This is a genomic window from Corynebacterium sp. MSK032, from assembly GCF_030232065.1.
Classification (GTDB): Bacteria; Actinomycetota; Actinomycetes; order Mycobacteriales; family Mycobacteriaceae; genus Corynebacterium; species Corynebacterium jeikeium_D.
Genome location: NZ_JASPJR010000008.1, coordinates 11,558 through 27,012 on the forward strand (window position 1 = coordinate 11,558; position 15,455 = coordinate 27,012).

Consider the following 15,455-nt stretch of genomic DNA (forward strand, 5'->3'; position numbering starts at 1 on the left):
AGTATCAGGGTCGGGAAGCCCTAACTCGCGAATAACCCAACACAGACGACAACGTACAAAAACCTCCGCAGAGAATTTGGTTTCCGCATTACTTCGATGCGGAGGGAAAGGGAAAACAGGTGCTCGACGTCAACAACTTTGACGAGCTCCGGATTGGGCTCGCTACCGCCGACGACATCCGCCGCTGGTCTCGCGGTGAGGTCAAGAAGCCCGAGACGATTAACTACCGTACGCTGAAGCCGGAAAAGGATGGCCTTTTCTGTGAGCGTATCTTCGGCCCGACCCGTGACTGGGAGTGTGCTTGTGGTAAGTACAAGCGCGTTCGCTTCAAGGGCATCATCTGTGAACGCTGTGGCGTTGAGGTGACCAAGTCGAAGGTTCGCCGTGAGCGCATGGGCCACATTGAGCTGGCCGCTCCGGTCACTCACATCTGGTACTTCAAGGGTGTGCCGTCCCGCCTCGGCTACCTGCTCGACCTGGCTCCGAAGGATCTGGAAAAGATCATCTACTTCGCTGCCAACATCATCACCTCCGTGGATGAAGAGGCTCGCCACAACGACCAGGAAACCCTCGAAGCAGACATGCTCGTGGACAAGAAGCTGGTTGAGGACGATCGCGACCAGGAGCTGGCCGAGCGCGCCCAGACCCTGGAAGAGGATCTGGCTGAACTCGAGGCAGCGGGTGCCAAGGCTGATGCCCGCAAGAAGGTTCAGTCTGCAGCCGAGCGCGAGATGCGCCACATCCGTGAGCGTGCCCAGCGCGAGCTGGATCGTCTCGACGAGATTTGGAACACCTTCATCAAGCTCGAGCCGAAGCAGATGATTATCGACGAGGGCATTTACACCGAGCTCGTCGACCGCTACGAGGATTACTTCACCGGTGGTATGGGTGCTGAGGCTATTCAGACCCTGATCCGCAACTTCGACCTGGCCAAGGAGGCCGAGGAGCTGCGCGAGATTATTCGCGACGGCAAGGGACAGAAGAAGATGCGCGCCCTCAAGCGCCTGAAGGTTGTCACTGCATTCCTGCAGTCCGGCAACGACCCGGCCGCTATGGTGCTCGACTGCATCCCGGTGATTCCGCCGGAGCTGCGCCCGATGGTGCAGCTCGACGGTGGCCGCTTTGCGACCTCGGACTTGAACGACCTCTACCGTCGTGTCATCAACCGCAACAACCGCCTGAAGCGCATGATTGACCTCGGCGCTCCGGAGATCATCGTCAACAACGAGAAGCGCATGCTTCAGGAATCTGTTGACGCACTGTTCGACAACGGACGTCGTGGCCGCCCGGTCACTGGTCCGGGTAACCGCCCGCTGAAGTCCCTGAGCGACCTGCTCAAGGGTAAGCAGGGTCGTTTCCGTCAGAACCTGCTGGGTAAGCGTGTGGACTACTCCGGTCGCTCGGTTATTATCGTCGGCCCGCAGCTGAAGCTGCACCAGTGTGGTCTGCCGAAGCTGATGGCTCTTGAGCTGTTCAAGCCGTTCGTTATGAAGGAGCTCGTGGCCAAGAGCTACGCGCAGAACATCAAGAGCGCGAAGCGCATGGTTGAGCGTCAGCGCCCAGAGGTGTGGGACGTCCTCGAAGATGTCATTACCGGACACCCGGTCCTGCTGAACCGTGCACCTACGCTGCACCGCCTGGGTATTCAGGCGTTCGAGCCGGTCCTGGTTGAGGGTAAGGCAATTCAGCTGCACCCACTGGCATGTGAGGCTTTCAACGCCGACTTCGACGGTGACCAGATGGCAGTTCACCTGCCGCTGTCCGCTGAGGCACAGGCCGAGGCTCGCGTCCTGATGCTGTCCTCGAACAACATTCTGTCGCCGGCTTCCGGTAAGCCGCTGGCTATGCCGCGTCTGGATATGGTCACTGGCCTGTACTTCCTGACACTGGAGAAGCCGGAGCTGCCGGGCGGCCACCAGGATGCCACCGAGGACGCACCGGAGCAGGGTATTTACACCAGCCCGGCCGAGGCCATCATGGCTTACGACCTCGGTGCCATCGGCCTGCAGAGCCCGATTAAGGTTCGCATCAGCCACCTGCGTCCGCCGGCCGAGATTGAGGCTGAGCAGTTCCCGGATGGTTGGAACAAGGGCGACACCTGGCTGGCTTCGACCACCCTGGGCCGCGTTATGTTCAACGAGCTGCTGCCGTGGAACTACCCATACGTCGAAGGCGTTATGGCTAAGAAGCCGCAGGCTGCGATCATCAACGACTTGGCTGCCAAGTACCCGATGATTACGGTCGCTCAGACCGTCGACAAGCTCAAGGATGCTGGTTTCTACTGGGCTACCCGTTCTGGTGTCACCATTGCTATGTCTGACGTGCTGGTTCTCCCGAACAAGCGTGAGATCCTGAACGGCTACGAAGAGAAGGCCGCCACGGTGGAGAAGAAGTTCCGCCGCGGTAAGCTCTCGGCTGCTGAGCGTCACGAGTCGCTGGTTAACCTGTGGAAGGCCGCGACGGCTGAGGTCGGTGAAAAGGTCGAGGCTCTGTACCCGGATGACAACCCGATTCCGATGATCGTGAAGTCGGGTGCTGCCGGTAACATGGGCCAGATTCACTCGCTGGCCGGCATGAAGGGCATGGTTACGAACCCGCGTGGTGAATACATCACCCGCCCGATTAAGACCTCCTTCCGCGAAGGCCTGTCGGTTCTCGAGTACTTCAACAACTCGCACGGTTCCCGTAAGGGTCTGGCCGATACCGCGCTTCGTACAGCTGACTCGGGTTACCTGACCCGTCGTCTGGTCGACGTTGCACAGGACGTCATCGTTCGCGAAGAGGACTGTGGCACCCACGACGGTGTCGTTGTCGAGATTGGCGAGGATGTTCTGGACGCAACCGGCAACCCGACCGGCGAGATTCGTCGTGCGAAGTACGTCGAGACCGCCGCGATTGCTCGCGTACTGGCAGCCGATGTCACCGACGCTGAGGGCAATGTCCTTATCGAGGCTGACACCGACCTGAACGACGACCACATCACCCTGGCTCTCAGCCACGGTGTCAAGGAAGTCAAGGTCCGCTCGGTTCTGACCTGTTCCACCGCAACCGGTGTCTGTGCCAAGTGCTACGGTCGCTCGATGGCAACCGGCAAGCTCGTCGACATCGGAGAGGCTGTCGGTATTGTTGCTGCGCAGTCCATTGGTGAGCCGGGTACCCAGCTGACCATGCGTACGTTCCACCAGGGTGGTGTCGGTGGCGACATTACCGGTGGTCTGCCGCGTGTCCAGGAGCTGTTTGAGGCCCGCGTGCCGAAGAACAAGGCTCCACTGGTCCGCGAAAACGGTCGCGTGCGCCTGGAGGAGGACGAGCACTTCTACACGCTCACCCTCATCCCGGATGCCAACAGCGAGGACGAGGTCGTATACGAAAAGCTGTCCAAGCGTCAGGGCCTGGCTGAGATCACCGTCGATGGCCGTCGTCGCGCCATCCGCGATGGTGACCACGTGGTCAAGGGTCAGCAGCTGCTCAAGGGCGCTGCCGATCCGCACGAGGTCCTCGAGGTTCTGGGCCGCCGAGGCGTCCAGCGCCACCTCATCGAGGAAGTCCAGTCGGTCTACCGTGATCAGGGTGTGGCCATTCACGACAAGCACATCGAGGTTATCGTCAGCCAGATGCTGCGCCGCGTGATTGTGTCTAAGCCAGGTGACTCCGACCTGCTGCCAGGTGCACTGGTCGAGCGCTCCACGGTCATGGCTAAGAACCGCGAGATTGTCGCCTCCGGTGGCAGCGTCATCGAAGGCCGTCGCGTGCTGATGGGTATTACCAAGGCATCGCTGGCCACCGAGTCCTGGCTGTCCGCCGCCTCCTTCCAGGAGACGACACGCGTGCTTACCGACGCCGCTATCAACAAGCGCTCGGATAAGCTCATCGGCCTGAAGGAGAACGTGATCATCGGTAAGCTGATTCCGGCTGGTACGGGTATCTCGCGCTACCGCAACATCACGGTTGAGCCGACTGAGGAAGCTGCCCGCCAGGCAGCCGCTCCGTTCGCTTCCTTCGGTGAGGGCTTCTACGGCGCCGAGGACACCTACGGCATCGACCAGGTCGGTTCCGCAGTTCCGCTGGATGACATCGGAACCTTCGAGTAAAAACCAATAGCTTTGCGGCAGTGGCTGGGGGGGGGGAGCGGGAGAATTCCCTCGGTCACTGTCTGGCAAAGCACCTCGCCTAACAGTTGGGGCTTCGTGCTCTACCTGTTAGGTGGCAACCGGAAAAATCCTCCGGCACAGTTGTGGCTTACTAGCGGATTGCTAGTTCGTCACGGTCGTGCCGGAGGATTTTTCTTTGTCGAGGAAACCCAACTGGAAAACTCGGCTGGAGACTGAAGAAAGGCGATAGGAACAGAGGCAGAGGCAGGGGAGGGAGGGAGGGCTAGGGGTCCGTCCCGGCCTCCCTCCTCTACATCTTGAGAGCCTCTGCAATCGGGGTGTTGCCCTCGTTGAAGTTAATCATGCGACCAACGGTAGCCTCGTTGAACACGGCCTGCGCGATGACATTGGCAACGGTCGCGCGAGCGACCTCGCCTGCCTTGTCCGCCGTGGTGTCGATGGAATCCTGGCCCTCGTTGAGCGTGAGCGCACTCGGGCCGAGAATGGTCCATTCCAGGTTTGAAGCGCGCAGCGCTTCGTCGGCTGCAGCCTTGGACTCGGCATAGGCAAAGAAGCTGTGATCCTCTGGAACGCCATGGTCGTGGCCCGCACCAAAGTAAGAGACCATCACGTAGCGCTTAACGCCAGCCTGCTCGGCTGCGGCAATCGAAGTAATAGCTGCGTCGCGGTCGATCGCGTACGTCCGTTCTGGTGAACCTCCACCAGCGCCGGCGGACCAAATCACAGCGTCGTGCGCGCTGAGAAGGTCCGCAAACTGTTCGGTCGAGAGACTGGCGATGTCGTAAACGGCTGGTGTGGCGCCGAGAGCCTCGATATCCGGAACCTGGTCGGGGTTGCGTATAACAGACGTGACCTCGTAGCCATCGTCGATAAGTAGGGGAGTAGCGATTTGGGCCACCTTGCCGTGGCCGCCAATGACAATAACCTTTTTAGACATGTCCCCACCTATACGCTGCCAGTACACTGCTGGCAATGAAGAAGGCATTCGCCTGTGGTGAACATGGCGATTAAGTTTCTCCAGCGCTGATGCAGGACAGTACTATGGGCAAACCGAACGGACGGCAGAATTGGCCGAGTTATCAATTCAAACCGGCATAGTAACGTCTGCGTCTTTTGGGGCGAGGCGCGCCGTGCTGAACACCCAAAAATTTGATCACCAAGCCCACAAGCGCTCAAAGTGCTTGAAATTTATAGGCCATTACCAGGGTGTTTGGACTAAACCCGCAGCTCGCGTACTGTTATACAACGATCCCAGAAAAGAATTGGGAACTTGAGACATTACCCAGTAGGCCAGCGAGAGCGGCTGACTGGGTTTCGCACGTTCAAAATCCCTCCATTTCTTGCGTTCAACCGATGGGCTCACCACTGGATGAGTAATAACTTTTCTTGTGATGCATTCACACGGAAGGTGGTTACTCCGCTGCGGTTGGCATCGGTCGTGAGAATGTCCAGCGAGGATTGAAAACAGAAAGAGGCTTCATGCCCACTATTCAGCAGCTGGTCCGCAAGGGCCGCCATGACAAGAAGGCTAAGGTTGCAACCGCAGCTCTGAAGGGTTCCCCTCAGCGCCGCGGCGTTTGCACCCGTGTTTACACCACCACCCCGAAGAAGCCGAACTCGGCTCTTCGTAAGGTCGCTCGTGTTCGTCTGACCTCTGGTATCGAGGTTTCGGCTTACATTCCGGGTGAGGGCCACAACCTGCAGGAGCACTCCATGGTGCTCGTTCGCGGTGGTCGTGTTAAGGACCTCCCGGGTGTCCGCTACAAGATCGTCCGTGGTTCCCTCGACACCCAGGGTGTCAAGGACCGCAAGCAGGCTCGTTCCCGCTACGGCGCAAAGAAGGAGAAGTAAGCCATGCCACGTAAGGGCCCAGTACAGAAGCGTCCTGTCGTCAACGACCCGGTCTACGGCTCCCCTCTGGTGTCGCAGCTGGTCAACAAGGTTCTGATCGACGGTAAGAAGTCGACTGCAGAGCGCATCGTCTACGGTGCACTTGAGCTGTGCGAAGAGAAGACCGGTACTGATCCGGTGCTGACTCTGAAGCGCGCAATCGAGAACGTCAAGCCGGCTCTTGAGGTTCGTTCCCGCCGTGTTGGTGGCGCCACCTACCAGGTCCCGGTCGAGGTTCGTCCGGGCCGTGGCACCACGCTGGCACTGCGCTGGCTGCTGATGTTCTCCCGTCAGCGCCGTGAGAACACCATGACCGAGCGTCTCGCTAACGAGATTCTCGATGCATCCAACGGCCTGGGTGCATCCGTCAAGCGTCGTGAGGACACTCACAAGATGGCGGAAGCAAACCGCGCATTCGCTCACTACCGCTGGTAATCGCTTATCGACGGAGGCCGCGAGTGGTCACCGTCGTAGAGCAGCTGCCGGTATGTCAACGGCGCGCGTCGGTCGCGGTCCACAGATCTTTAAGGGTCACTCAATAGGGGCCAGCCCGGCGCTTACACCCGATGTCTTGCGTAGAATTTACGCAATAGGTGTACGTCACGGCGCGACTTCGCGCCAAGACGGTGGCATTATAGATAAAGCAAACCCGACCGACGGCGGATTTGACGGCCAATTGCAATCCCGTAATTGAGTCTCACCGCCAAACCGATTTGAAACGAGTGGGGAATCAAGTGGCTGAAGGTGCACTTCCCGTTAAGAAGGACCTCCACAAGGTCCGCAACATCGGCATCATGGCGCACATCGATGCTGGTAAGACGACTACGACTGAGCGCATCCTGTACTACACGGGTATTAACCGCAAGGTCGGCGAGACTCACGATGGTGGCGCTACCACCGACTGGATGGAGCAGGAGAAGGAGCGCGGTATCACCATTACCTCCGCTGCTGTGACCTGTTTCTGGAACGACAACCAGATCAACATCATCGATACCCCGGGCCACGTCGACTTCACCGTTGAGGTTGAGCGTTCCCTGCGTGTGCTCGACGGTGCCGTCGCAGTCTTCGACGGTAAGGAAGGTGTCGAGCCGCAGTCTGAGCAGGTTTGGCGTCAGGCTCAGAAGTACGATGTCCCGCGTATTTGCTTCGTCAACAAGATGGACAAGCTGGGCGCTGACTTCTACTACACCGTTGGCACCATCGTTGACCGCCTCGGTGCTAAGCCGTTGGTTATGCAGCTGCCGATTGGCGCTGAGGATGACTTCGACGGCGTTGTTGACCTGCTGGAGATGAAGGCCCTCATGTGGCCGGGCAAGGTTGAGATCGGCACTCCTGCGCAGGTCGAGGAGATTCCGGCGGACATGGTCGACAAGGCTAACGAGTACCGTGAGAAGCTCATTGAGACCGTCGCTGAGTCCGACGAGGAGCTCATGGAGAAGTACTTCGGTGGCGAAGAGCTGACCATGGACGAGATCAAGGGCGCCATCCGCAAGATGGTTATCAACTCTGAGGTCTACCCGGTCTACTGTGGTACCGCGTACAAGAACAAGGGTGTTGAGCCGCTGCTCGACGCTGTCATTGACTTCCTGCCGAATCCGCTGGACATCGGTGAGGTTCACGGCCACCAGATGGGCGACGAGGACGTCGATATGGTCCGTAAGCCGTCTAAGGATGAGCCGTTCTCCGCTCTCGCATTCAAGATTGCTGCTCACCCGTTCTTCGGCAAGCTGACCTTCGTCCGCGTTTACTCCGGTCGTGTGGAGCCTGGCCAGCAGGTCCTGAACTCCACCAAGGACAAGAAGGAGCGCGTCGGTAAGCTGTTCCAGATGCACGCCAACAAGGAGAACCCTGTTGACGAGGCAGTGGCAGGTAACATCTACGCCTTCATTGGTCTGAAGGACACCACCACCGGTGACACCCTGTGTGCACAGGATGCTCCGATCGTTCTGGAGTCCATGTCCTTCCCGGATCCGGTTATCTCCGTTGCTATTGAGCCAAAGTCCAAGGCTGACCAGGAGAAGCTGGGTACCGCTATTCAGCGTCTGGCTGAAGAGGACCCGACCTTCACCGTTCACCTGGATGAGGAAACCGGCCAGACCGTTATCGGCGGTATGGGCGAGCTCCACCTCGACGTCCTGGTTGACCGCATGAAGCGCGAGTTCAAGGTCGAAGCAAACATCGGTAACCCGCAGGTTGCTTACCGCGAGACCATCCGCAAGCCGGTCGAGAAGTTCGAGTACACCCACAAGAAGCAGACCGGTGGTTCGGGTCAGTTCGCCCGCGTCATCATTGCTCTGGAGCCGTACTCCCCGTCCGCTGAAGAGGTGGAAGAAGGCGAGTCCACCACTTACAAGTTTGTCAACGAGGTCACTGGTGGTCGTGTTCCGAAGGAATACATCCCGTCTGTCGACGCTGGTATTCAGGACGCAATGCAGTACGGTACCCTCGCTGGCTACCCGCTGGTGAACATCAAGGCAACCCTGCTCGATGGTGCTTACCACGAAGTTGACTCCTCTGAAATGGCCTTCAAGATCGCTGGTCAGCAGGCTATGAAGGAAGCTGTTCAGAAGGCTAAGCCGGTCCTGCTCGAGCCGATGATGGCCGTTGAGGTCATTACTCCGGAAGAGTACATGGGCGAAGTTATCGGCGACATCAACTCCCGTCGTGGCCAGGTCAACTCCATGGAAGACCGCACCGGCGTCAAGGCTGTCAAGGCTCTGGTTCCGCTGTCCGAGATGTTCGGCTACGTTGGTGACCTGCGCTCCAAGACCCAGGGTCGCGCTAACTACACCATGATTTTCGACTCCTACGCTGAGGTTCCGTCCTCCGTGGCCGAGGAGATCATTGCAGCTCGTACCGGCGCTTAAATCGCGCCGGCAGGGTGGGGCACTCAATCAGAGCTGACCCCATCCCTGCACGCACTGCAGTGTCGCTCTTTTTAGGGAACGCAGTGCGAGGGTCTGCAGCTTTAGTAGATTCCCTCTAGCTTTGACTGTGCTAAGACATCGTCAGACTGTTGGCGTGTGTTAGCACAGGCAAGCTCTAGGGGGTAGCTGCTCGCAATTCATATCGTTGGGCGATTTTAAATCGCAACTCAAATATCTAGCATTTATGCAGGTAAATGACGATGTGAGTTGCTGGCCGTTACCCACCCTTAACTAGGGGGTTGGTCTGGTTTGGAAAACTCCAGTATCCTGCCCTAGTATCGAGTAACTGGCACAGTGAAAGAATAGTGCTCTTTTGCGCGCGCACGTTCCGAAGTCGTAAGCGAACAGCTTGAAGGCTTCTGATGTTGTGAAGGCGGATTGAGTGACCACAAAATTGTGGCTGCGAGAGTCGTGGCCACCTAGACCTCCAGGAGGACTAAAAGTGGCAAAGGCGAAGTTCGAGCGTACGAAGCCGCACGTCAACATCGGTACCATTGGTCACGTTGACCACGGTAAGACCACCACTACCGCCGCTATCACCAAGGTTCTGGCTGACAAGTTCCCGGACCTGAACGAGTCGTTCGCTTACGATGCCATCGATAAGGCACCGGAAGAGAAGGAACGTGGCATTACCATCAACGTTTCCCACGTTGAGTACCAGACGGAGAAGCGCCACTACGCTCACGTCGATGCCCCGGGCCACGCCGACTACATCAAGAACATGATTACCGGTGCTGCTCAGATGGACGGCGCAATCCTGGTTGTCGCTGCTACTGACGGCCCGATGCCGCAGACTCGCGAGCACGTTCTGCTGGCTCGCCAGGTTGGCGTTCCGTACATCCTCGTTGCGCTGAACAAGTGCGACATGGTCGACGACGAAGAGATCATCGAGCTCGTCGAGATGGAGGTCCGCGAGCTGCTGGCTGAGCAGGACTACGACGAGGAAGCTCCGATCGTCCACATCTCCGCTCTGAAGGCTCTTGAGGGCGAAGAGAAGTGGGTCAACTCCATCGTCGAGCTGATGGAAGCTTGCGACGAGAACATCCCGGATCCGGTTCGCGAGACCGACAAGCCGTTCCTGATGCCGATTGAGGACATCTTCACCATTACCGGTCGCGGCACCGTTGCTACCGGTCGTGTTGAGCGCGGCGTTCTGAACGTTAACGACGAGGTCGAGATTCTGGGCATCAAGGAGAAGTCCCAGAAGACCACCGTTACCGGTATCGAGATGTTCCGCAAGCTGCTGGATTCCGCTGAGGCTGGCGACAACTGTGGTCTGCTGCTCCGCGGTACCAAGCGTGAGGACATCGAGCGCGGTCAGATCGTTGCTAAGCCGGGCGCTTACACCCCGCACACCGAGTTCGAGGGTTCCGTCTACATCCTGTCTAAGGATGAGGGCGGCCGTCACACCCCGTTCTTCGACAACTACCGTCCGCAGTTCTACTTCCGCACCACCGACGTCACCGGCGTCGTTTCCCTGCCGGAAGGTGTCGAGATGGTCATGCCGGGCGACAACGTTGACATGTCTGTCAAGCTGATCCAGCCGGTCGCAATGGACGAGGGCCTGCGCTTCGCTATCCGCGAGGGTGGCCGCACCGTCGGCGCTGGCCGCGTTACCAAGATCGTTAAGTAAGGTTTCTCCCCATAGGGGAAGTGCTTTAACTTAAGTCTTAGAAGAATCCCGACTCCGCGTAAGCGGAAGTCGGGATTTTTTGTATCTGTACATACCCGACACTAGACGGGGTGGGGGCGACGCAATAGCCGTCGTCAAGCCGACTGTGCCGTAATGGGTGTGATGTACGTTGCACTTTGGAATCGTGATTTTACATTCGTAGCCCGGACGTGCTTTAATACGGAGGTTGCTTTAACAAAGGCGTTCGCGCCAATTGTTGTATCAGGCCCAGCTGGGAACCAGTACGAAATTGGACATAGCGCCTATGGTAAGGCGAGCATGACCACGTAGGGAAGTTTCTTCCCGATCGTGCCTCACGGAGAAAAACGGGCGACACGCCCGACCGCGGGGGTCGGAGGTGGCATGGCAAATTAACAGCGGCAGTAGGCAAATGAAGAGCCCCACGAGGGGGACTTGTTTTCCACTGGGATTTGAGTGCAAGGCGTTATTCGTCCGCTCGGGTCATGGCCATAAGTTAATTTGCCATGACGATCGAAGACGAAATCGCTTTGAAGTAATGCACAACCCAGTTTTAATTTCTGGCGCTGGCCATAGTTGCTGACGGCGTCGAGAAACATTGACAGGGTCGACGCCCCTTTAATTGGGGCGCGCCGACCGAGGAGAGGACAAGCGTGGCCGGACAGAAGATCCGCATCAGGCTCAAGGCCTACGACCACGAGGCTATCGACGCTTCTGCGCGAAAGATCGTGGAGACCGTTACCCGTACGGGTGCACGCGTCGTTGGCCCGGTGCCGTTGCCAACCGAAAAGAACGTTTACTGCGTTATCCGTTCGCCGCACAAGTACAAGGACTCGCGCGAGCACTTCGAGATGCGCACTCACAAGCGTCTGATCGACATTCTCGATCCAACGCCGAAGACCGTCGATGCACTTATGCGCATTGACCTTCCGGCAAGTGTCGATGTGAACATTCAGTGATCCTGGACTTTTGGTAGCGGAGACAAGATAAATGAGTGAAAACGAGATCAAGGGCATCCTGGGCACGAAGCTCGGTATGACTCAGATCTTCGACGAGGAGAACCGCGTTGTTCCGGTTACCGTCGTTGAGGCTGGGCCGTGCGTAGTGACTCAGGTGCGCACTAAGGAAACCGACGGCTACGACGCCGTCCAGATTGCATACGGCGAAATTGACCCGCGTAAGGTCAACAAGCCGGAGGCCGGCCACTTCAAGAAGGCCGGTGTGACCCCGCGTCGCCACAGCGTTGAGATTCGCACCCCGGACGCTTCCTCTTACGAGGTCGGCCAGTCCGTTGGTGTCGACATTTTCGGCGAAATTGAGTACGTCGACGTCACTGGTACCTCTAAGGGCCACGGCTTCGCCGGTGGTATGAAGCGCCACGGCTTTGCTGGCCAGGGTGCCGCTCACGGTAACCAGGCTGCTCACCGTCGTGTTGGTGGCATTGGCGCTTGCGCCACGCCAGGACGCGTCTTCAAGGGCAAGCGCATGGCAGGCCGCATGGGTAACGACCGGGTCACGACCCAGAACCTGAAGATCCAGAAGGTTGACGCTGACGCGAACCTGCTGCTCATCAAGGGCGCAGTTCCGGGTGCACGCGGCGGCCTGCTGGTTGTTAAGACTGCCACGAAGGGTGGTGCTCACGCATGACCAACCTCAAGCTAGACGTACACACCGCTGAAGGCGGCGTGAACGGTTCGGTTGAGCTTCCTGCTTCCGTGTTCGACGCGGAGGTGTCCATCGCCCTGATGCACCAGGTTGTTGTCGCGCAGCGTGCAGCAGCTCGCCAGGGCACCCACAAGGTCAAGACCCGCGGTGAGGTTCGCGGCGGTGGCCGCAAGCCGTGGCGCCAGAAGGGTACCGGTCGCGCTCGTCAGGGTTCGATCCGTGCTCCGCACTGGACCGGCGGTGGCGTTGTCCACGGCCCGGTGCCTCGCGATTACAGCCAGCGCACCCCGAAGAAGATGATTGCAGCTGCTCTGCGCGGCGCACTCTCTGACCGTGCTCGCCACGACCGCATCCACGTTGTCGAGGAACTGGTCCCAGGCCAGACCCCGTCCACCAAGGCAGCTCGTACTTTTGTCGAGCGTCTGACTGAGCGCCGCAACGTGCTCGTCGTTCTGCCGCGCGAGGACGTCAACTCGTGGAAGTCGGTTCGTAACCTGCCAGGTGTCCACATCCTGTCTGAGGATCAGCTGAACACCTACGATGTTCTGAAGGCCGATGACGTCATCTTCGCCGTTCAGGCACTCAATGACTTCATCACTCGCACCGCCGGTAAGGAGGAGAAGTAATGGCTACCATCGCAGATCCCCGCGACATCATTGTTGCACCGGTAGTGTCTGAGAAGTCCTACGGACTCATGGAGCAGGGCGTTTACACGTTCCTGGTCCACACCGACGCTAACAAGACCCAGATCAAGATCGCGGTCCAGGAGATTTTCGGTGCCAAGGTCGCTTCCGTCAACACCCTCAACCGTGAGGGCAAGCGCAAGCGTTCCCGCACCGGCTACGGCAAGCGCAAGAACACCAAGCGCGCCTACGTGACTCTCGCGGCCGGCAGCGATCCCATCGACATCTTCGGCGGTTCGGCAGCTTAGCCGCTAGCCGACGAGGAAGTTAAGGAAGAGCAAAAGTATGGCTATTCGTAAGTACAAGCCGACTACGCCGGGTCGCCGCCAGAGCTCCGTCTCCGAGTTCAGCGAGATTACTCGCTCGACTCCTGAGAAGTCTCTGCTGCGCCCGCTGTCGAAGACTGGTGGCCGTAACGTTCACGGTCACATCACCACTCGCCACAAGGGTGGCGGACACAAGCGCCAGTACCGTGTCATCGACTTCCGTCGTAATGACAAGGACGGCATTCCGGCAAAGGTCGCTCACATCGAGTACGACCCGAACCGTACCGCCAACATCGCACTGCTGCACTATGCAGACGGTGAGAAGCGCTACATCATCGCTCCGAAGAACCTGAAGCAGGGTGCCATCGTTGAGTCCGGCGCTAATGCCGACATCAAGGTTGGTAACAACCTGCCGCTGCGCAACATCCCGACCGGTTCCACTATTCACTGCGTGGAGCTCAAGCCAGGCGCTGGTGCACAGCTGGCACGTTCTGCTGGTGCTTCTATTCAGCTTCTCGGTAAGGAAGGCAAGTACGCAGTTCTGCGTATGCCGTCCTCTGAGATCCGTCGCGTCGACGCACGTTGCCGTGCAACCGTCGGTGAGGTCGGAAACCAGGATCAGATCAACATCCGTTGGGGCAAGGCCGGCCGTATGCGCTGGAAGGGCTGGCGCCCGACTGTCCGCGGTGTTGTCATGAACCCGGTCGACCACCCGCACGGTGGTGGTGAGGGTAAGACCTCCGGTGGTCGCCACCCGGTTTCCCCGTGGGGCCAGAAGGAAGGCCGCACCCGTAAGCCGAACCGTCCAAGCGACCAGCTGATCGTTCGTCGCCGTCGTACCAACAAGAATAAGAAGCGCTAAGGAGGGAACTGAGAATGCCACGCAGCCTTAAGAAGGGCCCGTTCGTCGATGAGCACCTCCTCGCGAAGGTCGATGCACAGAACGAGAAGGGCACCAAGCAGGTCATTAAGACCTGGTCTCGCCGCTCCACGATTCTCCCCGATTTCATCGGCCACACCTTCGCCGTTCACGACGGTCGCAAGCACGTGCCGGTGTTCGTGGATGACTCTATGGTCGGCCACAAGCTGGGCGAATTCGCCCCGACCAAGACCTTCAAGGGTCACGTCAAGGATGACAAGAAGGGACGTCGATAAGCCATGAGCAACGACATTACTTCTGCACGCGCAACTGCGCGCTTCGTCCGCGTTACTCCGATGAAGGCACGTCGCGTCCTGGACACCGTTCGCGGTAAGTCCGTCGACGAGGCACTGAACATCCTGGAGTACGCTCCGCAGGGTGCTGCTGATCCGGTCGCCAAGGTTGTTGCGTCTGCAGCTGCAAACGCTGAGAACAACTTCGGCCTGGACCGTCGTACTCTGGTCATCTCCGAGGCTTACGCCAACGAGGGACCGACCATGAAGCGCTTCCGCCCGCGTGCGCAGGGCCGTGCTTTCCACGTCCGCAAGCGCACCAGCCACATCACCGTGGTCGTCGAGAGCCAGAAGGAAGGTGACCGATAGTGGGACAGAAGATCCATCCACACGGTCTTCGCCTCGGTATTTCCAGCGACTGGAAGTCCCGCTGGTACGCCGACAAGCAGTACGCTGACTACCTGGCCGAGGACATCAAGATCCGCGATCTGCTGTCCACCGGTCTTGAGCGCGCCGGCATCTCCGATGTCGTTATCGAGCGCACCCGTGACCGCGTGCGTGTGGACATCCACACGGCACGCCCGGGCATTGTTATCGGTCGTCGTGGCTCCGAGGCTGACCGCATCCGCGGCCAGCTCGAGAAGCTCACCGGCAAGCAGGTTCAGCTGAACATCCTCGAGGTCAAGAACATTGACGCGGATGCGAAGCTGGTCGCTCAGTCCATCGCTGAGCAGCTCGCCAACCGTGTCGCTTTCCGTCGTGCAATGCGCAAGGCTATCCAGTCTGCAATGCGTCAGCCGCACGTCAAGGGCATCAAGGTTGTCTGCTCCGGTCGTCTCGGCGGTGCCGAGATGGGCCGCACCGAGCGCTACCACGAGGGTCGCGTTCCGCTGCACACCCTGCGTGCGGAGATCGACTACGGCACCCACGAGGCTCACACCACCTTCGGCCGCATTGGCGTCAAGGTGTGGATCTACAAGGGTGACGTGATCGGTGGCCGTCGCGAGTCCGAGATCAACGCCGGCAACGACCGCCAGCGTCGCGGCAACGACCGTCCGCGTCGTGGTGGCAAGCGTCGTCAGCGTGCATCTGAGAAGAAGGAGGGCTAA

14 protein-coding genes are annotated in these 15,455 nt (G+C 59.0%); 13 read left to right on the forward strand and 1 reads right to left on the reverse strand.

Annotated elements, in window-relative coordinates; genetic code table 11:
* Window positions 1-119 precede the first annotated feature (119 nt).
* Window positions 120-4,091, forward strand: a complete 3,972-nt coding sequence (locus QP995_RS05765; RefSeq protein WP_284853015.1) for a DNA-directed RNA polymerase subunit beta' — start codon at window positions 120-122, stop codon at window positions 4,089-4,091.
* A gap of 310 nt (window positions 4,092-4,401) precedes the next feature.
* Here QP995_RS05765 and QP995_RS05770 read toward each other — a convergent pair whose 3' ends face one another.
* Entirely contained in the window at window positions 4,402-5,049 is a 648-nt protein-coding gene (locus QP995_RS05770; protein ID WP_049190607.1) for an SDR family oxidoreductase, read from the reverse strand.
* 542 nt (window positions 5,050-5,591) lie between these two features.
* On the opposite strand from QP995_RS05770, the gene rpsL reads away from it, so the two are divergent.
* The 12 genes from rpsL to rpsC all read left to right on the forward strand — a co-directional run bounded on the left by rpsL (window position 5,592) and on the right by rpsC (window position 15,455).
* Entirely contained in the window at window positions 5,592-5,963 is a 372-nt protein-coding gene (gene rpsL, locus QP995_RS05775) for a 30S ribosomal protein S12 (RefSeq protein WP_005509887.1), read from the forward strand.
* Window positions 5,964-5,966: 3 nt separating this feature from the next.
* Entirely contained in the window at window positions 5,967-6,437 is a 471-nt protein-coding gene (gene rpsG / locus QP995_RS05780) for a 30S ribosomal protein S7 (protein WP_016422052.1), read from the forward strand.
* Between the two features lie 299 nt (window positions 6,438-6,736).
* Window positions 6,737-8,869: an elongation factor G gene (gene fusA / locus QP995_RS05785; protein ID WP_284853016.1), complete on the forward strand. Its 2,133-nt coding sequence runs from the start codon at window positions 6,737-6,739 to the stop codon at window positions 8,867-8,869.
* Between the two features lie 502 nt (window positions 8,870-9,371).
* A complete protein-coding gene (gene tuf / locus QP995_RS05790) occupies window positions 9,372-10,562 on the forward strand; it encodes an elongation factor Tu (RefSeq protein ID WP_016422054.1) in 1,191 nt (396 codons plus the stop codon).
* Window positions 10,563-11,233: 671 nt separating this feature from the next.
* Window positions 11,234-11,539, forward strand: a complete 306-nt coding sequence (gene rpsJ / locus QP995_RS05795; protein WP_003938093.1) for a 30S ribosomal protein S10 — start codon at window positions 11,234-11,236, stop codon at window positions 11,537-11,539.
* A 31-nt stretch (window positions 11,540-11,570) separates the two neighbouring features.
* Window positions 11,571-12,227 carry a 50S ribosomal protein L3 gene (rplC, locus tag QP995_RS05800; RefSeq protein WP_005509762.1) on the forward strand — a complete coding sequence of 219 codons (657 nt, stop codon included), beginning with the start codon at window positions 11,571-11,573 and terminating at the stop codon, window positions 12,225-12,227.
* Window positions 12,224-12,871, forward strand: coding sequence for a 50S ribosomal protein L4 (rplD, locus tag QP995_RS05805; RefSeq protein ID WP_016422055.1), 648 nt, complete (start codon window positions 12,224-12,226; stop codon window positions 12,869-12,871). The genes rplC and rplD overlap by 4 nt, the downstream gene beginning before the upstream one ends.
* Window positions 12,871-13,176: a 50S ribosomal protein L23 gene (gene rplW, locus QP995_RS05810; protein ID WP_005509869.1), complete on the forward strand. Its 306-nt coding sequence runs from the start codon at window positions 12,871-12,873 to the stop codon at window positions 13,174-13,176. Before rplD ends, rplW begins: the two co-directional genes overlap by 1 nt.
* A 37-nt stretch (window positions 13,177-13,213) precedes the next feature.
* On the forward strand, window positions 13,214-14,056 hold the full coding sequence (gene rplB, locus QP995_RS05815; RefSeq protein WP_016422056.1) for a 50S ribosomal protein L2: 843 nt from the start codon (window positions 13,214-13,216) through the stop codon (window positions 14,054-14,056).
* A 14-nt stretch (window positions 14,057-14,070) separates the two neighbouring features.
* Window positions 14,071-14,349 (forward strand): 30S ribosomal protein S19, encoded by a 279-nt coding sequence (rpsS, locus tag QP995_RS05820; RefSeq protein WP_005509882.1) that lies wholly within the window; start codon window positions 14,071-14,073, stop codon window positions 14,347-14,349.
* A gap of 3 nt (window positions 14,350-14,352) precedes the next feature.
* Entirely contained in the window at window positions 14,353-14,715 is a 363-nt protein-coding gene (rplV, locus tag QP995_RS05825; protein WP_005509775.1) for a 50S ribosomal protein L22, read from the forward strand.
* Window positions 14,715-15,455, forward strand: a complete 741-nt coding sequence (gene rpsC, locus QP995_RS05830; protein ID WP_016422058.1) for a 30S ribosomal protein S3 — start codon at window positions 14,715-14,717, stop codon at window positions 15,453-15,455. Before rplV ends, rpsC begins: the two co-directional genes overlap by 1 nt.

What these genes read in the sequence shown, in the direction of transcription:
- QP995_RS05770 (WP_049190607.1), bottom strand. Translation starts at nt 5,049, where the DNA reads ATGTCTAAAAAGGTTATTGTCATTGGCGGCCACGGCAAGGTGGCCCAA.
- rpsL (WP_005509887.1), top strand. Translation starts at nt 5,592, where the DNA reads ATGCCCACTATTCAGCAGCTGGTCCGCAAGGGCCGCCATGACAAGAAG.
- rpsG (WP_016422052.1), top strand. Translation starts at nt 5,967, where the DNA reads ATGCCACGTAAGGGCCCAGTACAGAAGCGTCCTGTCGTCAACGACCCG.
- rplC (WP_005509762.1), top strand. Translation starts at nt 11,571, where the DNA reads ATGAGTGAAAACGAGATCAAGGGCATCCTGGGCACGAAGCTCGGTATG.
- rplD (WP_016422055.1), top strand. Translation starts at nt 12,224, where the DNA reads ATGACCAACCTCAAGCTAGACGTACACACCGCTGAAGGCGGCGTGAAC.
- rplW (WP_005509869.1), top strand. Translation starts at nt 12,871, where the DNA reads ATGGCTACCATCGCAGATCCCCGCGACATCATTGTTGCACCGGTAGTG.
- rplB (WP_016422056.1), top strand. Translation starts at nt 13,214, where the DNA reads ATGGCTATTCGTAAGTACAAGCCGACTACGCCGGGTCGCCGCCAGAGC.
- rpsS (WP_005509882.1), top strand. Translation starts at nt 14,071, where the DNA reads ATGCCACGCAGCCTTAAGAAGGGCCCGTTCGTCGATGAGCACCTCCTC.
- rplV (WP_005509775.1), top strand. Translation starts at nt 14,353, where the DNA reads ATGAGCAACGACATTACTTCTGCACGCGCAACTGCGCGCTTCGTCCGC.